We start from the raw sequence: 18116 nt of genomic DNA on the forward strand, positions 1-18116 counted from the left end.
GAAGGTAAGGTGAAAATAGTGTGGACAGGAAAAGATTAAATATTAGTCTAACATTGGTTGCTGCGGTAGTCGGATTTATGCTGGCTGTTCAATTTCAAACCGTTAAAAAACCGGCAGAACGCGACACCCGCGATATTTGGCAGCTTCGTGAGGCCCTGCTAAAGGAAAAAGAATTGCAATCTAATATTTTATCAGAAATCCGTTCCAATGAAGATAAATTGTCAGCCTACGAATCGAAACGAAAACAAAGCAAGGAACAAGCATTGAAGGACACGATTGAGGAGTTAAAAAAGGAAGCAGGTTTAACAGAGATTACCGGGCCAGGCATTACATTACAAATTGAACCTGTTCTGGAGGATATTAAACCTGGTCAACCTGTTTCGAAAGTGATTTCACCAGAGCTATTAAAAAGATTAGTGAACGAATTGAATATGGATGAAGCGAAATATGTAGCAATAGACGGCCAAAGAATCATAAATACTACTGTTATTCGGGATATAAATAAAGAAACAAAAATTGACGGCCACGCGATCAGTAGTTTGCCAATTGAAGTAAAAGCGGCTGTTGATGATATGAATACGGCAGAAAAATTATATAACCGGATGAAAGTTTCAAAGGCAAAGGACGAATTCTTTATGGAAGATCTAAGACTTAACATTTCATCTCCAATCCCAAATATGACAGTTCCTGCCTATAATAATTTTATTCGTATTCGGTACATGGAACCTATAAAAGAAGGAGGAGGTTCTTAATGTGGCTCCCATTTATAGGCCTGATCTTTGGAATCGTTCTTGGATTGTTTACAGAAATTCGCATCCCAGAAGAATATACCAATTATTTGTCGATTGCTGTATTAGCTGCATTTGATACATTGTTTGGGGGAATCAGAGCATACTTGCAAAATATTTATGATGAAAAAGTCTTTGTTTCCGGATTCTTTTTTAATATAATACTAGCTGCAAGTTTAGCTTTTCTCGGTGTTCATCTTGGTGTAGACTTGTACTTAGCAGCAGTTTTCGCGTTTGGGGTCAGATTGTTTCAAAATATTGCAGTCATTAGACGAATTTTATTGACAAAATGGTCTTCAAACAGAGAAAAAATAGAAAAAAATTGATATTATTTAAAGGGAATCATTTAGTTGTGACGAATATTTTTATAAGATATGTCTATGGGAAAATATTTGAACAAAATCAATTGTTGTTCAAGATCGTATTTAAAGGAGGTGCCAGAGAATGAACAGCAATGAAATATATGTTAGCCTTGACATCGGTACATCCAGTGTAAAAGTTATCATTGGCGAAATGGTAAATGACTCGGGAAAAGGCTCGTTAAATATAATTGGTGTTGGCAATGTGAAATCTGAGGGACTCAGAAAAGGGTCCATTGTCGACATGGATGACACCGTTCATTCTATTAAGAGGGCAATTGAACAAGCAGAAAGAATGGTAGGAATGGAGATTCATAAAGTGGTTGTCGGGATACCGGGCCATAATATTATGCTCCAGCCATGTCACGGGATTGTTGCAGTTTCCGGACAAAACCGTGAGATAACTAATGAAGACGTCATGCGTGTGATTGAAGCATCTTATGCAGGATCCATCCCTCCTGAAAGGGTGAATATGTGTGTGATTCAGAGACAATTCATTTTGGACGGGAAAGATGAAATCAATGACCCACGCGGTATGATTGGTGTTCGCTTGGAAATGGAAGGTACACTGGTTACTGGTTCTAATTCAGTTGTCGCCAACATTATTCGCTGTGTTGAACGTGCGGGACTTAGTTATTCGGATACTATTCTTCAGCCGCTTGCAGCAGGAGATTTTGCCTTATCAAAGGATGAAAAGAATCTCGGGGTTGCATTGCTGGATATCGGCGGCGGTTCGACTACAATAGCTGTTTATGAAGAAGGTTTTCTGAAAGCGACAAGTGTTATTCCAGTTGGTGGAGATTTGATTACAAATGATCTATCTAAGGTTTTGCATACTTCGACAGAAGATGCGGAAGCAATTAAAATAAAGCATGGACATGCTTTTTACGATCAGGCTTCTGAGGATGAATTCTTTAGTGTTCCGATTATCGGAAGTGATCAGCATCAACAATTTAATCAGTTATATGTTTCAGAAATCATTGAAGCCAGAATGGAAGAAATTTTTGAATTGATTGCGAAGGAGCTAAAACGATTAGGTGTGACAGATTTACCGGGAGGCTTTGTTTTAACCGGCGGAACGGCCAAAATGCAAGGTGTTTTGGAGCTCGCTCAAGACATCTTCAACAATCCAGTCCGCATAGCTGTTCCCGACTATATTGGTGTAAGAGAACCTCAATACACTACAGCGGTTGGCTTAATCAAATATGCCTATAAAAATGCAAGACTACCAGGAGGCTTTGTAAGCAGCACATCTACAACTATTTCTGAGCCAATCGAAAAGAAAGTGCCAAAACAACAGCAACCGAAAGCAAAAGTAGAAAAACATCCAGAAGAAAAAATGTCATCAAAAGTGAAAAAATTCTTAGGTTACTTTTTCGAGTAGGTTATAGCGAAAAAGGATTATCGACGAATTAGGAGGATTTGTCATGTTGGAATTTGATACAAATTTAGATTCTCTTGCAACAATAAAAGTAATCGGTGTAGGCGGCGGCGGTAACAATGCTGTGAACCGAATGATAGAACATGGTGTCCAGGGCGTTGAATTTATTGCTGTGAACACAGATGCACAGGCCCTTAACCTTTCAAAAGCAGAAATAAAAATGCAAATTGGTGCGAAGCTGACACGTGGCTTAGGCGCAGGTGCGAATCCAGAAGTCGGCAAAAAAGCCGCAGAAGAAAGTAAAGAACAAATCGAAGAGGCACTAAGAGGTGCTGACATGGTTTTTGTTACTGCAGGAATGGGTGGCGGTACAGGTACTGGTGCTGCACCTGTTATCGCACAAATTGCCCGTCAATTAGGCGCTTTAACTGTAGGTGTTGTGACTCGTCCGTTCACTTTTGAAGGCAAAAAGCGCTCAACACAAGCTTCCGGCGGTATCGGTGCTATGAAAGAAGCGGTTGATACATTGATTGTCATTCCTAATGACCGACTTCTTGAAATCGTTGATAAAAGCACACCAATGCTTGAAGCATTCCGTGAAGCGGATAATGTTCTTAGACAAGGGGTCCAAGGGATTTCCGATTTGATTGCGACTCCGGGCCTTATCAATTTGGACTTTGCGGATGTTAAAACCATTATGTCCAACAAAGGGTCTGCATTAATGGGAATTGGTGTTGCTTCAGGTGAAAACCGTGCTGCAGAAGCTGCCAAGAAGGCTATCAATTCACCACTTCTAGAAACTTCCATTGATGGAGCTCAAGGCGTACTAATGAACATTACAGGCGGAACTAACTTGAGCTTGTATGAAGTTCAAGAAGCCGCTGATATTGTTGCTACTGCAACTGATCAAGAAGTAAACATGATTTTCGGTTCTGTCATCAATGAAAATTTAAAAGATGAAATTATTGTTACTGTTATTGCGACTGGGTTTAACGAAGAAGCCATCCAACCAAAGGCTCAACGTCCATCCTTCGGTCAGAATAAACCTACGATGGGCACTGTTAAGAGAGAGCAAAAGCGTGAAGAGGCACCGCAAGAGCCTGTACGCAGCAACAACAGTATGGTTCAAGAGGAAACACTTGATATACCTACCTTCTTACGTAACCGTAATCGTAGAAGATAATATCTTTAAGAAGCAAAAAAAGGCGTGGCCGTTTATCGGCCATGCCTTTTTTTGTTCGCCTGATTGAACTGACAAAATCCGTTTGGAATAGGGAAAATTTCTGTAATTTTGATTACAGAAAGTGACACACTTCAGCGATACAAGTAGGTTATACTTTTTCATACATAGAAATGGTAGAAAACATGTATAAAGCACCCTTATGAAAATTTTGAAGGGGGAAGCTATTTGGTCGTTTATTTGGATGTCATTTGGCTTTTAAATTTATTATTTGACAGCCTTCTTCTTTATTTATCAGCCATTTTTCTAAAAAGAAAGGTAAAGCTATGGCGTATTGCAGCTGGAGGATTTGTTGGGTCTCTAATTATTTTATTAGCATTTACGCCATTAAATGTCTATTCGAACCATCCAATTGCTAAACTTGCGTGTTCTGTCATTATGATCCTCGTAACTTTTGGCTATAAGCGGCTGTCTTTTTTTATTAAGGCATTAATGACTCTTTATGTTTCAACTTTTTTAATTGGTGGTGCATTGATTGGTGTTCATTATTTTATACAATATGACACCCAATTGACAGTGAATGTCCTTGATACAATGGTAAAGGGATTTGGTGATCCCATCACATGGCTTTTCGTTTTAATTGGTTTTCCGGCAGCTTGGCATTTTTCAAAGAAAAATATTGAAGCAATGGAAATGACAAAAATCCAATTTGAGCAAATCGTAGATGTAAAAGTGACGATTCATAATGAGCATTTTTGTTTTAAGGGGCTGGTAGATAGCGGGAACCAGCTATATGATCCGTTATCAAAGCTTCCCGTTATGTTTGTCTCTGTAAAAAAACAATTTGATATATTACCAGATACGTTAAAAAAACTGGCATCCGATCCAGAAGCTTTTATCATAGGAGGAGATGAACTTCCAATTGAGTGGAATAGCAGATTGAGAATTGTTCCGTGCCGTGTGGTCGGACAAGAGCATCAGCTGATAGCAGCCATCAAACCCGACAGCATCCTGATTGAGCAAGATGGGACTGTGTATATTTGCGAAAAAGGTCTTGTCTCATTTACAATCCAGCAGCTTTCTGCTGACGATGCTTTCCAGTGTATTGTCCATCCAAAGATGATGACAGGGCCAAAACAGCAGGATGAATCGATAAGAGTAAGCTAATATTACTATACTCTGTAAAACCTATTTTAGAAGGAGGAAAACAGATGAAAAAGTGGAAACTTCGCTTATCCTACTATTGGTACAAAATTCTTATAAAACTTGGTCTAAAAACAGATGAAGTATACTATATTGGCGGAAGCGAAGCGCTGCCTCCTCCTTTAAGTAAAGATGAAGAGGAAATGCTGCTTAAGAAGCTTCCTGCGGGAGATAAAGCCGCACGTTCGATATTAATAGAAAGGAACTTAAGGCTCGTTGTATACATTGCCAGAAAATTTGAAAATACAGGAATTAATATTGAAGATTTAATTAGTATCGGAACAATTGGTTTAATTAAAGCAGTCAATACCTTTAACCCTGAAAAAAAGATCAAACTGGCTACATACGCATCCAGATGTATTGAAAATGAAATTCTCATGTACTTAAGACGGAATAATAAAATTCGCTCAGAGGTATCATTCGATGAACCACTAAATATTGATTGGGATGGGAATGAGCTTCTCTTATCAGATGTGCTAGGAACAGAGGATGATATTATTACAAAAGATCTTGAAGCAAATGTTGATCGCAAGCTGCTGACTAAGGCGCTTCATCAGTTGACAGATCGCGAAAAACAAATCATGGAGCTTCGTTTTGGTTTAACGAACGGAGAAGAGAAGACACAAAAAGATGTTGCGGATATGCTTGGCATTTCACAGTCTTATATCTCTCGTTTGGAAAAAAGAATCATTAAAAGGTTAAGAAAAGAATTTAATAAAATGGTTTAATGGAAGGTAAAAAATAGAATTTTTTTTCATCGTGAAAACCCTTGTCTTAACATGATTTTGTTGCATTTTTCGACACACTAGCACCTGACCCTCAGCTTGGTCAGGTGCATATTTTTCCTTCTCAAGGAGATACTGTTTTTTGTACAGCAGCTCCTGTGAGGAGGGAAAAGAATTGACTCGAAATAAAGTTGAAATTTGCGGTGTAGATACATCAAAACTTCCTGTGTTAAAAAACGAAGAAATGAGAATACTCTTCAAGCAAATGCAAGAGGGCGATATAACTGCCCGCGAAAAGCTCGTCAACGGTAATTTACGCCTTGTATTAAGTGTGATTCAGCGCTTTAACAATCGCGGAGAATTTGTAGACGACCTGTTTCAGGTGGGCTGTATTGGACTTATGAAATCGATTGATAACTTCGATTTAGGCCAAAACGTCAAGTTTTCCACTTATGCCGTACCAATGATTATTGGAGAAATTCGCAGGTACCTACGGGACAATAACCCGATACGCGTATCACGATCGCTAAGAGATATTGCGTATAAGGCACTTCAGGTCAGAGAGAGATTGATGAGTGAAACCTCACGTGAACCGACTGCTGAAGAAATAGCCAAGGTTTTAGAAGTGCCTCATGAGGAAATTGTTTTTGCTTTGGATGCCATTCAAGACCCGGTTTCTTTATTCGAACCGATATACAATGATGGCGGTGATCCAATTTATGTTATGGATCAGCTAAGTGATGAAAAAAATAAGGATATTCATTGGATTGAAGAGATTGCCTTAAAAGAAGGCATGAGACGTTTAAATGAACGTGAAAAATTAATCTTAAGAAAGCGGTTTTTTCAAGGGAAGACCCAAATGGAGGTTGCGGATGAAATTGGGATTTCTCAGGCGCAAGTTTCCAGGCTAGAAAAAGCGGCAATCAGACAAATGAATAAAAATATTCAAAGCTAAAGCTGTCAAAAATGACAGCTTTAGTTTTTTTCTTTCTAAACCTCCTGCTACATACATATATTTTTTATAGTAAATGTTAGTGGGAGTGGTGAAAATGTTAAAAATTTCAGAATTTCAAATAAAAGATGTGGTAAATGTTTCTGATGGAAAAAGGCTGGGGAATATTGGGGACATCGAAATTAACTTATCAACCGGTAAAATCGAGGCAGTTGTTATTGCTGGGAATGGCCGAGTATTGGGTTTTTTTGGAAAAGATGAAGAAATTGTAATACCGTGGAAGAATATCATAAAAATTGGTCAAGATGTCATTTTGGTAAGGTATAGAAGCAGTACTGAAAAAACGTCTGAAGAGAGTGAAGTATGATATTGCATCTTACACCGGTGACCTTTTATTGTTTTCATGGTAAACTATAGAAAAACTATTTGAGGGTAGAGTATGGAACCTTTTGCATTAACAAATGAATCTTTTCTAACAATTGAAAACTGGATGAAGGCGTATTCCGGATTAGTAGCCGGAATGTCAACAAAACTTGGTGGCAAGAGTAAAGGCAGCTTTGAAAGTCTAAATCTCGGGTTTCATGTTGCTGATCATGGGGAAGATGTTTTTCACAATAGGGAAACGCTTGCTGATTTGCTTGAATTCCCTTTAGCTAGCTGGGTTGGTGCCGAGCAAATACATGATGTTCATATAAGAAAGGTTACGAAAGCAGATAGAGGAAAGGGATCCGATGCATACGACCATGCTTTTAAAGCAACAGATGGTTTTTATACGAATGAAGAGGGGATTTTATTGACACTTTGCTTTGCAGATTGTATCCCTCTTTTTTTCCTTGCACCAAAAGCAAGAATGATCGGCACGGCACATGCCGGCTGGAAAGGAACAGTCGGGCAAATTGGCAAACAGATGGTCGATGCCTGGATAAATGAAGGAATAAAGCCTGAGGAAATTCTAGTGGCAATTGGTCCTTCTATCTGCGAAAAATGTTATATCGTGGATGATCGTGTCATTAACTTAGTAGAAAATATACTAGAAGATGTCGATAGAAAACCATATAATCAAATTAGAGATGGTCAGTATTCATTGGATTTAAAGTTGTTAAATAAACTGGTCCTTTTGAAAGCTGGTGTATTGGATGAAAATATCATCATGACGCAATATTGCTCCAGCTGTGATCATGAATTGTTTTTCTCACACCGCCGCGATAACGGTAGCACTGGCAGAATGTTAAGTTTTATTGGTTGGAAGGAGATTTAGGAGCATTTATGAATGTAAAAGAAAAACTTGAACGAATTCAACAGCAAATAAATAATGCGTGTTTAAATGTTCATCGGAATCCTGAAGATGTGAAATTAATTGCAGTAACAAAATATGTGAGTGTTGAAAGAGCCCAGGAAGCACTGAATTCCGGCATACATGATTTAGGCGAAAATCGGGATGAAGAGCTTTTGAAGAAATGGGAGGTTTTACAGGACAAGCCTGTTTGGCACTTTATTGGAACACTCCAATCGCGAAAGGTAAAAAATGTTATTGATAAAGTTGAATATATTCATTCATTAGACCGACTATCACTGGCAGAAGAAATTAATAAGCGTGCTGATCGTATCATAAAATGCCTTGTTCAGGTAAATGTTTCTGGTGAAGAATCGAAACATGGTCTGACACCGGAAGAAGCAATTGAATTTATTAAGAAATTAGAGGGATTTCCAAACATAAATGTTGCAGGATTAATGACGATGGCTCCATTAACAGATGATGAACAGTTGCTGCGCAGCTGCTTTCGCAGGTTAAGAGAGCTCCGTGACCAAGTACAAGCACTTCATTATCAATATGCCCCGTGTACTGAGTTATCAATGGGAATGTCCAATGACTTTATCCTTGCAATTGAAGAAGGAGCAACCATGGTAAGAATAGGAACAGCACTTGTCGGCGAAGATGGTTAGGAGAGGAAAAAATGACTATTAAATCAAAGTTGAAAAATTTTTTCTTTTTAGATGATGATGATAGCGAAGACAAAGAAATACAAGCAGATGCGCAAGAGCCAATGAAACCCAAAAAACAGCCGGTCAAAAACCAGAATGTTGTAAGTTTGCAAAGTGTACAAAAGAATTCCAATATCCAAAAGTCTTCCAAAGTAATATTGGTGGAGCCTCGTACCTATTCGGAAGCAACTGAAATTGCCGATCAGCTTAAGAACCGGCGTGCAGTTGTAGTGAATCTTCAGCGGATCGATCCCGAACAAGGAAGACAGATTATTGATTTCTTAAGCGGAGCTGTGTATGTCATTAGCGGAGATATTCAAAAGATCGGCTCAGGCATTTTTTTATGTACTCCTGAAAATGTAGAAGTATCGGGAAATATTTCGAGCCTTTTGTCCGAACACGAAAATCCAAATATGAGGTGGTAAGGGAATGGCTTATGTTATATGGTTTTTACAAAATATTATTCAACTTTATTCATGGGCATTAATTATTTATATATTAATGTCATGGTTCCCTAATGCACGAGAAAATTTCATAGGACGATTTTTATCAAGAATTTGCGAACCGTTTTTGGAGCCATTTAGAAGGATTATTCCGCCTATCGGAATGATAGATATTTCACCCATTGTGGCATTTCTTGTGTTAAACTTTGCTTCACAGGGGCTTTACCGGATTTCAAGCTGGATTTAACATCCTAATAGGGCGCTTGCTTTTTTTAAAGGAGCTATACATGAACATTTATCAGCATTTTCGTCCTGAGGAAAGGGATTATATAGATCAAGTGATCAATTGGAAAAATGTTGTGGAGCGCCAATTTGCGCCGAAACTGACTGATTTTCTTGATCCAAGAGAGCAGCACATTTTAAAATTGATAGTTGGTGAAAATGGAGATATTACTTCCTCCTTTTTTGGCGGAATCCAAGAGGCTGAACGAAAAAGAGCGCTCATTTTCCCGGATTATTGGACAGCATCAGAAGATGATTTTCAACTTAGTTTATTTGAAATTGTCTATCCGAAGAAATTTGTCACCATTGAACATCCACAGGTACTTGGTTCATTAATGTCTATCGGATTGAAACGCGGAAAATTTGGCGACATCCTTTTTAGTGGGGATCAAGCTCAATTTTTCGCGGCCAAAGAAGTGAAGGATTATATACAAACTAATATCGAATCCATTGGGAAAGCCACTGTTGCTTTAAAAGAAATACCGTTAAAAGACGCAATTATTTCAAAAGAAATGTGGGAAAATGTAGATTTAACTGTATCTTCATTACGTTTGGATACTGTTATTTCTGGTATTTACCATCTTTCACGTCAAAAATCGCAAACATTTATTGAGCGAGGTCTTGTAAAAGTAAATTGGACAACAGTAGAGAATTCTTCTTTCCTATGTGATGTCGGTGATATGATCTCTGTTCGCGGTTATGGAAGAGCGAAAATAGTAATGATGGATGGGAAAACCAAAAAGGATAAATGGAGAATGACTGTCGGAAAGCAAAAATAATTCAATGTTTATGCAGGATTTTTGAAAAACTTGTCGAATATTATTTAATACATATTGCAGTACAGTTTGCATGGAGGTGGCATCATGCCGTTAACGCCGTTAGATATTCACAATAAAGAATTTAATAAAGGCTTTAGAGGATACGATGAAGATGAAGTAAATGAATTTCTTGATCAGGTTATTAAGGATTATGAATTAGTCCTGCGAGAGAAAAAGGAATTGGAAGATCGGCTGAATGAAATGAAAGAGCGGCTGGGCCATTTTACGACTATTGAAGAAACCTTAAATAAATCTATTATTATTGCTCAAGAGGCTGGGGAGGAAGTAAAACGGAATGCCCAGAAAGAAGCAAAGCTAATTATTAAAGAAGCGGAGAAAAATGCAGATCGCATCGTCAATGAATCACTTTCTAAAGCAAGAAAAATTGCGCTGGAAATTGAAGATTTGAAAAAACAATCAAAAGTTTTCCGCACAAGATTCAAAATGCTGATCGAAGCACAGCTTGATATGTTAAATACAGATGACTGGGATCATCTTTTAGAATATGAAGTGGATGCAACAGAATTAAAACTCCACGAAGAAGAGGATTCATTAGCTTGACGAATACTGTTCTTGTAGCATATAATTTTTTAACAGTTATATAGACATGAAATTGACGATGAAAGGGACAGTACAATTTGTATAGGCTTTTAGTAGCGAGTCGGGGAAGGTGAAAGCCCGATAAAGTCGATGAATTGGAAGATCACCCTCGAGTTCTGAAGCCGAACTTCCTTAAGAAAAGTAGACTTTGGCGTGTCATTCACGTTACGAATTTTAAAGAGGATAGAAGAGTTATTTCTTCTATTTATCAGGGTGGTACCGCGGGAAAAACCTTCTCGTCCCTATTTTGGGATGAGAAGGTTTTTTTTTATTTTTCTTTTGGCTTTGTTAAAGGTCACCCTGATGATTAAACTTTGTTGATTGAAGCGCAAATCAACGGGTAAGTATAACACAGCATTCCTATTGGATATTCTTAATTAATGAAATGTAATACAGGAGGAAAGAAAAAATGGAATATAAAGACACATTATTAATGCCGCAGACGGAATTTCCGATGCGCGGGAATTTGCCAAAACGTGAACCTGAAATTCAGGAAAAATGGGAAGAAATGAATATTTATAAGCAGGTTCAAGAGCGGACCAAAGACCGTCCGATGTTTGTTCTTCATGATGGGCCGCCATATGCAAATGGCGATATCCATATGGGGCATGCCCTAAACAAAATTCTTAAAGATTTTATTGTTCGCTTTAAATCAATGAGTGGATTCCATGCTCCATATGTACCTGGTTGGGATACTCATGGTTTGCCAATTGAACAGGCACTAACGAATAAAGGTGTAAAGCGTAAAGAAATGTCAGTAGCTGAATTCCGTAAGCTATGTACAGAATATGCGCTCGAGCAAATTAACAATCAACGTGAACAATTCAAACGATTAGGTGTTCGCGGTGATTGGGAAAATCCATACATTACTCTAAAACCAGAATATGAAGCACAACAAATCAAGGTTTTCGGAGAAATGGCGAAAAAAGGATATATTTATAAAGGTCTTAAGCCTGTTTACTGGTCTCCATCTAGTGAATCGGCACTTGCTGAAGCTGAAATTGAATATAATGACAAACGTTCACCTTCTATCTATGTAGCTTTTAAGGTGAAGGAAGGCAATGGAATTCTTGACACAAATACGGAAATCGTTATTTGGACAACAACGCCATGGACCATTCCTGCAAACCTTGGAATTTCTGTACATCCTGAATTAACATATGTCGTTGTGTCTGCAAATGAACGCAAATTTCTTGTAGCTGAAGCATTACTGGAATCAGTATCAAAAGAAGTCGGTTGGGAAGATGCTGCAGTTGTTCAAAAGGTAAAAGGATCCGATTTGGAAAAAATCATCTGCTCTCATCCGTTATACAATCGTGATTCTTTAGTCATGCTGGGAGAGCATGTCACGACAGATGCCGGTACTGGCTGCGTTCACACCGCACCAGGACATGGGGAAGACGACTTCCTGGTCGGCCAAAAATATGGTTTAGACGTTCTTTGTCCTGTTGATGATAAAGGTTATATGACAAGTGAAGCCCCAAGCTTTAAAGGATTATTTTATGAAGAAGCTAATAAGCCAATTTCAGAAGCATTAGAAAATGCTGGAGCACTTTTAAAACTTACTTTTATTACACACTCCTATCCACACGATTGGAGAACAAAAAAGCCGGTTATTTTCCGTGCAACTGCTCAATGGTTTGCTTCGATTAAGGATTTCCGTGAACAATTACTTGAAGCAGTAAAAGAAACAAAGTGGGTTCCTGCATGGGGAGAAACTCGTTTATTTAATATGGTTCGTGACCGTGGCGATTGGTGTATTTCTCGTCAACGGGTTTGGGGTGTACCGATTCCAGTTTTTTATGCAGAAAATGGTCAGGACATTATTACAGATGAAACCATTAACCATGTATCTGAACTTTTCCGTCAATATGGCTCTAATATCTGGTTTGAAAGAGAAGCAAAGGATTTACTACCAGAAGGCTTTACACATCCGGGAAGTCCAAATGGAATCTTTACAAAAGAATCGGATATTATGGATGTATGGTTTGATTCAGGTTCTTCCCATCAAGCAGTTCTTTTAGAAAGAGAAGATTTGGTTCGCCCTGCAGATCTTTATCTAGAAGGTTCCGATCAATATCGCGGCTGGTTTAACTCTTCTTTATCTACATCTGTAGCCGTCACTGGCAAGGCACCATACAAAGGAGTACTGAGTCACGGATTTGCTCTCGATGGAGAAGGAAGAAAGATGAGTAAATCAATAGGTAATGTTGTCGTTCCAGCTAAAGTAATGAACCAATTAGGCGCAGATATTTTAAGACTGTGGGTAGCATCTGTAGATTACCAGGCGGATGTTCGCGTATCCGATGCCATTTTGAAACAAGTTGCTGAGGTGTATCGAAAAATCCGTAATACTTTCCGTTTCTTGTTGGGGAACTTGGCTGATTTTGATCCGGCTAAAGATAAAATCGCGTATGAAGACTTGCGAGAGGTAGACCAATTTATTCTGGTAAAATTAAATAAACTTGTTAAATATGTTCGCCATGCGTATGAGAACTATGAATTCTCTGGTATTTATCACGCTGTTAATAATTTTTGTACTCTTGATTTAAGTGCGTTTTATTTAGATTTTGCCAAAGATGTTCTTTACATTGAGGCACCTGATCACCATGAACGCCGTGCTATTCAAACTGTATTATATGAATCATTACTTGCGTTAACTAAATTAGTATCACCAATTCTTTCTCATACAGCTGATGAGGTATGGCAGTTTATCCCTGGGGTTCAAGAAGAAAGTGTACAATTAACTGATCTTCCTGAATACCAAGAGCTACCTGGTGCAGCTGAATTAGAAGAAAAATGGACAGCATTTATGAAACTGCGTGATGATGTGTTAAAAGCACTGGAAGAAGCCCGCAATGAGAAAGTTATCGGCAAATCACTGACAGCAAAGGTTACTTTATATGTGAACGAGAAAACGAACACATTGCTCTCTTCCATCAGTGAAAATCTGAAGCAACTATTTATCATCTCCGGATTTGAGATTGCAGGTACTTATGATGAAGCGCCTGAAACTGCTCTGAAATTAGAAAGTTCTGCTATTGTGGTTACTAAAGCTGAAGGGGAAACATGTGAACGCTGCTGGATTGTTACTCCTGATGTTGGTAATGACTCTGACAATCCTTCATTATGTCCACGTTGTGCCCAAGTGATAAAGGAACATTATTCACACTTAGCATAAAAGATTGAGCCTGCACTAAATAGTGCAGGCTTTTTAATATTTTCCACATCCGTTAATTGTTGTTCTTCATGACAAATGTTTTTCCGTGTTCGCAAAATGCAGAGGGATATAATATAACAAATGATTAGCGGAGGTATCAACATGAATACAATAACTGAAAAAATGTTATGGGAACTCCGTCAAACAAAAAAAGAAATCGAACAATCGATAGCTGATAAGCAAAAAAATGATTGGCTGCGAACCTTGCTGGAAGAGGAATTATCTGATGTTAATCTTGCTCTATCCAAAATAACAGATGGTAATTATGGACTATGTGAAATATCTGGTGAACTTCTTCCTGATGAATTATTAGAAATATTTCCTACCATGAGGACAAAAAAAGATCCAAAGATGATCAACCATTATTGCAAAAAGCCGATTTAGCTCTCTTTTTTTATCGTCTCACTGTCGTTTTGCAGTTAAGTATGCTAAAATTCTAAGGAAGTACAGGTTAAATCATGTGGGGGTATTTTTTAGTGTTTTATTACTTAATTGCAATTTTTGTTATTCTTTTAGACCAAATGACAAAATGGTTAATTGTCAAAAATATGTTTTTTGGTGAAAGCATCCCAATCATTGATAATGTTTTGTACATTACATCCCATCGTAACAGAGGGGCAGCATGGGGAATTCTTCAAGGACAAATGTGGCTCTTTTACGCAATCACGATAATTGTCATCGCAGTGATTATGTATTACCTTCACAAAGCAGCAAGAGGAAAAAGGCTGCTAGGGATATCACTTGCTTTAATGCTGGGAGGAGCAATCGGCAATTTTATTGATCGCGTATTTCGTAAAGAAGTAGTTGATTTTATTCATACCTTTATTTTTGGTTATAATTTCCCTGTATTTAATATTGCAGATTCGTCGTTAGTGATCGGGGTAGCATTGTTAATTATCCAGATGCTGCTTGATGAGAGAGGTTCAAAGGAGAAAACATATGGAGAAAATGGAACACATCATTCTTGAGGAAGAGAAGGGAGCACGGATTGACAAGGTTATTTCCAGTCTCGGAGAAGAATGGTCAAGAACTCAAGTACAGCAATGGATTAAAGATGGAAATGTACTTGTGAATGGACAACCGGTTAAAACAAATTATAAATGCAATTTACAAGATCAAATCGAGGTTTCCATCCCTGATCCAGAAGCGCTTGATGTTATACCAGAAGAAATGAATTTAGATATCTATTATGAAGATACAGACGTGATTGTCGTCAATAAACCAAGAGGGATGGTAGTACATCCGGCACCAGGACACATGACAGGTACACTTGTGAATGGATTAATGGCGCATTGCAAAGATTTATCGGGCATAAATGGGGTTTTACGGCCAGGGATTGTCCATCGGATTGATAAAGACACATCCGGATTATTAATGGTGGCCAAGAATGATTTGGCGCATGAAAGTTTAGTCAATCAACTGGTGGCAAAGACCGTAACTCGAAAATATAAAGCCATTGTCCACGGGATTATACCTCACGATCATGGTACGATTGATGCACCGCTTGGAAGAGATCAAAAGGATAGACAAAGTATGACTGTTGTGGACAGCGGGAAACATGCAGTCACACATTTTCAGGTTCTTGAACGATTTGACAATTTTACCTTTATTGAATGTCAATTAGAAACGGGAAGAACACATCAAATTCGTGTTCATATGAAATACATTGGTTATCCCCTTGCCGGAGACCCTAAGTATGGACCGAAAAAAACTCTGGATATTGGAGGCCAAGCTCTTCATGCCGGAATATTGGGTTTTATTCACCCTAGGACGAATGAGTATTTAGAATTTGAAGCGCCATTGCCTGAGGAATTTGAAATGCTTCTCAGTCAATTAAGAAAATAATCGTTGACAATTTGTCTAATTTTAAGTAAGCTTACTATAGTTTAATAAGCCTTTAATTCGGTCCCGTGAGGCTGAGAAGGAACGGTTATGTGTAAGGGTGAAATGTACCCTTAACAGCTCGTAAGCCTCTCGCCGAAACCGGTGAGAGGTTTTATTTATTTCTCTAAAAAAGCAGGTGGAAATATGAACCAAAAAGCGCTTGTCCTTGATGAGCAGGCAATAGGGAGAGCAATGACTAGGATTGCTCATCAAATTATTGAGAAAAATAAAGGAATAGAAGAATGTGTTCTGGTTGGAATTCGCACTAGAGGTATCCACTTGGCCAAACGTCTAGCAGTAAAAATAGCAGAGATTGAAGGAAGCCCGATTTTAGTTGGAGAGCTGGACATCACACTCTATCGCGATGATTTAAGCATTAAAACGGACAACCAAGAGCCTTTAGTAAAGAGTTCAGATATACCATTCGATATAAATAATAAAAAAGTCATCCTTGTCGATGATGTGTTATATACAGGAAGAACAGTAAGAGCCGGTTTGGATGCTCTAATGGATATCGGTCGGCCATCAGCAATCCAACTAGCAGTACTAGTAGACAGAGGACACCGAGAACTGCCAATCCGTGCTGACTATGTTGGGAAAAACATTCCAACCTCAGGTGTTGAAAAGATAGTCGTGGAATTACTAGAAGTAGATCATGCAGATCAAGTTTGCATTTACGAAAAATAAATAATTGCCCTTTTAAATGCAGTCCTGTGAGGCTGACAAAGGGGAAAATGCCGAAATGATTCGGTCGTTTATTCCTCTTTGCACCTAAATGGCAAAGAGGTTTTTTTATAGCAAAGGGAAACAATAAGATAAACCCAAATGGAGGAGAAAGCAATGAGTAATAAGCCGTTATTAGACATTCATGATAAACCAAATCCAACCCAATGGCTCACATTAAGCTTGCAGCATTTATTCGCGATGTTCGGATCTACCATCCTCGTCCCGTATCTTGTAGGTTTAAGCCCGGCAATTGCTTTAATATCCAGTGGTCTTGGAACATTGGCATTTCTTTTAATCACAAAAGGGAAGGTCCCAGCTTACCTTGGTTCATCCTTCGCCTATATTGCACCAATTATTGCTGCTAAAGCAGCAGGAGGGCCAGGCGAAGCTATGGCGGGCACGTTCTTGGCAGGTCTGATTTATGGGATGATCTCATTGATCATTAGCAGGGCTGGCTACCGTTGGGTAATGAATATCCTTCCTCCAGTGGTTGTCGGACCAGTCATTATCGTAATCGGATTATCACTTTCAGGAACAGCAGTAGGGATGGCCATGAATAATCCTGTCACAAATAAATACAGTCTGCTTCACTTCTCTGCAGCACTTATTACTTTAGCTGCCACGATTATCTTCACGATTTATGGAAAGAAGTTCTTAAGGTTTATTCCGATCCTGGCAGGGATTGTCGTAGGATACATTTACTCCGTCTTAATAGGAATTGTAGATTTCAAACCAGTCTTAGCAGCACATTGGTTTCAAGTGCCGGACTTCATCTTCCCGTTCATTAGTTATAAAGTAAAGTTTTCCTTTGACATTGTACTTTTGATGGCACCAGTTGCAATTGTGACATTATCAGAACATATAGGCCATCAGTTGGTTCTAAGTAAAGTGGTTGGTCATGATTTCATTAAGGATCCAGGTTTACACCGTTCCATTTTAGGGGATGGCACTGCTACTCTGATTTCTTCATTAATCGGCGGACCGCCAAAAACGACCTATGGTGAAAATATCGGTGTATTGGCCATCACTAAAATCTACAGTGTCTACGTCATTGCAGGTGCAGCAGTCTTTGCCATCGTGTTCGGGTTTATCGGTAAAATAACAGCACTCATTCATACCATCCCGACTCCAGTAATGGGTGGTGTCTCAATTCTCTTGTTCGGAATTATTGCTTCATCAGGGTTAAGAATGCTGGTTGACAGTAAAGTTGATTTTGGCAATAATCGGAACCTAGTGATTGCCTCTGTCATCTTGGTAATTGGTATAGGCGGCGCCTTTATTAAAATAACAAATGCATTTCAAATTCAAGGAATGGCTTTGGCCGCGATTTTTGGAGTAGTACTAAATCTAATCCTCCCTGGCAGACAGCCTGCCGATGAAAATATGTTTGAAATAGCAGATAAAGTTGAACAAAAGAAAACGGCATAATGGTATACATTGTAACCTTTTAAATGAAGTCCAGAGAGGCTTATAAGGGTGTAGAAATCATGCTTTAGGCTAGAAAGATTCCTAAAGTAGATTTTATGGATAAATTTTTACACCCTGACAGAAATGAGCAGGGTGTTTTTTTAT

General features: G+C 38.5%; 20 protein-coding genes and 1 other annotated feature. All 20 genes read left to right on the forward strand.

The features are described 5' to 3' along the window. Positions 1-20: 20 nt before the first annotated feature. The 20 genes from HPT25_RS15615 (at position 21) to HPT25_RS15710 (ending at position 17972) form a co-directional block, all read left to right on the forward strand. Positions 21-752, forward strand: a complete 732-nt coding sequence (locus HPT25_RS15615; protein ID WP_173065981.1) for a DUF881 domain-containing protein — start codon at positions 21-23, stop codon at positions 750-752. After that, entirely contained in the window at positions 752-1114 is a 363-nt protein-coding gene (locus tag HPT25_RS15620) for a small basic family protein (RefSeq protein ID WP_173065984.1), read from the forward strand. The genes HPT25_RS15615 and HPT25_RS15620 overlap by 1 nt, the downstream gene beginning before the upstream one ends. Before the next feature lie 118 nt (positions 1115-1232). Next, positions 1233-2531: a cell division protein FtsA gene (gene ftsA / locus HPT25_RS15625; protein WP_173065987.1), complete on the forward strand. Its 1299-nt coding sequence runs from the start codon at positions 1233-1235 to the stop codon at positions 2529-2531. A 43-nt stretch (positions 2532-2574) separates the two neighbouring features. Then, on the forward strand, positions 2575-3711 hold the full coding sequence (gene ftsZ / locus HPT25_RS15630) for a cell division protein FtsZ (RefSeq protein ID WP_173065990.1): 1137 nt from the start codon (positions 2575-2577) through the stop codon (positions 3709-3711). 225 nt (positions 3712-3936) lie between these two features. Beyond that, positions 3937-4875 (forward strand): sigma-E processing peptidase SpoIIGA, encoded by a 939-nt coding sequence (gene spoIIGA, locus HPT25_RS15635; protein ID WP_173065993.1) that lies wholly within the window; start codon positions 3937-3939, stop codon positions 4873-4875. Positions 4876-4919: 44 nt separating this feature from the next. Then, positions 4920-5639, forward strand: a complete 720-nt coding sequence (gene sigE / locus HPT25_RS15640; protein WP_173065996.1) for an RNA polymerase sporulation sigma factor SigE — start codon at positions 4920-4922, stop codon at positions 5637-5639. 172 nt (positions 5640-5811) lie between these two features. Continuing rightward, a complete protein-coding gene (sigG, locus tag HPT25_RS15645) occupies positions 5812-6591 on the forward strand; it encodes an RNA polymerase sporulation sigma factor SigG (protein WP_149869517.1) in 780 nt (259 codons plus the stop codon). Between the two features lie 94 nt (positions 6592-6685). Then, entirely contained in the window at positions 6686-6955 is a 270-nt protein-coding gene (locus tag HPT25_RS15650) for a YlmC/YmxH family sporulation protein (RefSeq protein WP_173065998.1), read from the forward strand. A 72-nt stretch (positions 6956-7027) separates the two neighbouring features. Continuing rightward, entirely contained in the window at positions 7028-7846 is an 819-nt protein-coding gene (pgeF, locus tag HPT25_RS15655) for a peptidoglycan editing factor PgeF (RefSeq protein ID WP_173066001.1), read from the forward strand. 8 nt (positions 7847-7854) lie between these two features. Next, positions 7855-8532, forward strand: coding sequence for a YggS family pyridoxal phosphate-dependent enzyme (locus HPT25_RS15660; protein WP_173066004.1), 678 nt, complete (start codon positions 7855-7857; stop codon positions 8530-8532). A gap of 11 nt (positions 8533-8543) precedes the next feature. Beyond that, entirely contained in the window at positions 8544-8996 is a 453-nt protein-coding gene (locus tag HPT25_RS15665) for a cell division protein SepF (protein ID WP_173066006.1), read from the forward strand. A 4-nt stretch (positions 8997-9000) separates the two neighbouring features. Continuing rightward, positions 9001-9261 (forward strand): YggT family protein, encoded by a 261-nt coding sequence (locus HPT25_RS15670; protein WP_173066008.1) that lies wholly within the window; start codon positions 9001-9003, stop codon positions 9259-9261. Positions 9262-9301: 40 nt separating this feature from the next. Beyond that, positions 9302-10075 carry a YlmH family RNA-binding protein gene (locus HPT25_RS15675; protein WP_173066011.1) on the forward strand — a complete coding sequence of 258 codons (774 nt, stop codon included), beginning with the start codon at positions 9302-9304 and terminating at the stop codon, positions 10073-10075. A gap of 84 nt (positions 10076-10159) precedes the next feature. After that, positions 10160-10675 carry a DivIVA domain-containing protein gene (locus tag HPT25_RS15680; RefSeq protein ID WP_173066014.1) on the forward strand — a complete coding sequence of 172 codons (516 nt, stop codon included), beginning with the start codon at positions 10160-10162 and terminating at the stop codon, positions 10673-10675. A gap of 49 nt (positions 10676-10724) precedes the next feature. Further along, positions 10725-10961 (forward strand) — a binding site (T-box leader). A gap of 162 nt (positions 10962-11123) precedes the next feature. Next, positions 11124-13895, forward strand: a complete 2772-nt coding sequence (gene ileS / locus HPT25_RS15685; RefSeq protein WP_173066017.1) for an isoleucine--tRNA ligase — start codon at positions 11124-11126, stop codon at positions 13893-13895. A 141-nt stretch (positions 13896-14036) separates the two neighbouring features. Then, complete coding sequence (locus HPT25_RS15690) at positions 14037-14318, forward strand: hypothetical protein (RefSeq protein ID WP_173066020.1); 282 nt, start codon at positions 14037-14039, stop codon at positions 14316-14318. 92 nt (positions 14319-14410) lie between these two features. Beyond that, positions 14411-14902 carry a signal peptidase II gene (gene lspA, locus HPT25_RS15695; RefSeq protein ID WP_173066023.1) on the forward strand — a complete coding sequence of 164 codons (492 nt, stop codon included), beginning with the start codon at positions 14411-14413 and terminating at the stop codon, positions 14900-14902. Beyond that, positions 14874-15779: an RluA family pseudouridine synthase gene (locus tag HPT25_RS15700; protein ID WP_173066025.1), complete on the forward strand. Its 906-nt coding sequence runs from the start codon at positions 14874-14876 to the stop codon at positions 15777-15779. The genes lspA and HPT25_RS15700 overlap by 29 nt, the downstream gene beginning before the upstream one ends. 183 nt (positions 15780-15962) lie before the next feature. Then, positions 15963-16505, forward strand: a complete 543-nt coding sequence (gene pyrR / locus HPT25_RS15705; RefSeq protein WP_173066028.1) for a bifunctional pyr operon transcriptional regulator/uracil phosphoribosyltransferase PyrR — start codon at positions 15963-15965, stop codon at positions 16503-16505. A gap of 153 nt (positions 16506-16658) precedes the next feature. Next, positions 16659-17972, forward strand: coding sequence for a solute carrier family 23 protein (locus HPT25_RS15710; protein ID WP_173066031.1), 1314 nt, complete (start codon positions 16659-16661; stop codon positions 17970-17972). Positions 17973-18116: the final 144 nt, after the last annotated feature.

It is taken from the genome of Neobacillus endophyticus, assembly GCF_013248975.1.
Lineage (GTDB): Bacteria > Bacillota > Bacilli > Bacillales > Cytobacillaceae > Neobacillus > Neobacillus endophyticus.